This is a genomic window from Pseudomonas sp. LP_7_YM, assembly GCF_004364435.1.
Taxonomy (GTDB): Bacteria; Pseudomonadota; Gammaproteobacteria; order Pseudomonadales; family Pseudomonadaceae; genus Aquipseudomonas.
The window spans coordinates 1-1,192 of record NZ_SOCT01000042.1 but is presented as its reverse complement, the minus strand read 5'-3'; the positions used below and the strand labels follow the sequence as shown (position 1 = coordinate 1,192).

Sequence of the window (1,192 nt, the reverse complement as noted above, 5' to 3'; positions counted from 1 at the left end):
TCTTCACGTCACCGTTCTCACAGTTGTGATACGGCGGCTCGGACTACGCAGCTAGGCCGATCAGGTGGTGCGCATCTGCCAGCGCGACATCATTGATCAACACATAAGGCGCACACTGAAAAACCGCACACTGACTTGAAGCGGGTAACTATCGTGCGTCCTCTTTAGGTAAAAAAGGAACAGCCGCAGTAGCTATTCAACTTAAAATATTTACCACCGGAAGGTTGAAATGGGGCGATTCCAACTTGTTGTACGCCAACCAAATTTCATGGGTTGGCCGGTATTCTCGTCTATTGCTTGATAGTGCAAATCGACTGGAACTGCGTACGCCGCATCCCATGAATTAGCATTGCTTACTCGATCAGCTAACCAACGATCGCCAGCGACTTGGTAGATGGTGCCATTTTCCGAAAAGCCAGTTTCGCGATGTGGATCGTACGAAAAACCTGCCATGCGATAAGAACGATAGTCATCTATAGCACCAAATTTACTCCAGGTAATTTCATAGGTTTTTATACCTTGAGTAACGCTCGGCATCGATTGTCCTATGATTCGCGCAGCACCCTTGATTTCACCGAGTTCTTGATCGTTAATTGGCGCGAACTGAGCACCTTGATTTTTTAGCGATTCGAATATCGACTTTTCAGCATGTCCCGATATCGACACTACGCTAACAATCGCAGCCAGCATTGCAGTAATATTTTTCTTCATCGCTTGTTTCCGCGCTTAGCGAGCAATTATACCTAAGACAGGCTGATGCCTAACCGATTCATGACTTCCATCATTTCTGGATCAGCACTCACGCTCTCCGTAAATGCTTGATGCAGCTTTTCATTCAGGCTTGGGTCGTTCTTCAGCGCGTAATACCGTTCAGCTGTATTTGCCAGGCCGCTATTTTCATAGACGCCTTTAATGTGGCTATTCAAAAGCAGTGAGTATGTTTGGCGATCCTGCGGGGACGCTGCATCGTATGCAGCGCTTTTAGGATTTACGTCATTTATAGGTTTCTCGATGACCCACGCGTCGGTAACGTCGTAGTAGTAACCAGCCCTCCAGCTCGGAATGGCATAAGCCTCATACGGCAGCTCAGGTACAAACCCTGAAGACTTCGAAGGCACCTTAGCTGCCTGACCGTCATCATCTTGTTGAGCTGCCGCAATCGCCGAATAGGAAAGGCTGACGGTGTCTTTCT

2 protein-coding genes are annotated in these 1,192 nt (G+C 47.9%); both read right to left on the bottom strand.

Going from position 1 to position 1,192, the window contains the following annotated elements:
- Positions 1–210 precede the first annotated feature (210 nt).
- The gene (locus EC915_RS24710; RefSeq protein WP_256658840.1) at positions 211–711 is read right to left on the bottom strand and encodes a hypothetical protein; all 501 of its coding nucleotides are present in this window, start codon (positions 709–711) and stop codon (positions 211–213) included.
- Between the two features lie 32 nt (positions 712–743).
- Positions 744–1,192 (bottom strand): hypothetical protein (locus EC915_RS24945; RefSeq protein ID WP_166651078.1); only part of this gene is annotated, 449 nt, incomplete at its 5' end.

What these genes read in the sequence shown, in the direction of transcription:
- EC915_RS24710 (WP_256658840.1), bottom strand. Translation starts at nt 711, where the DNA reads ATGAAGAAAAATATTACTGCAATGCTGGCTGCGATTGTTAGCGTAGTG.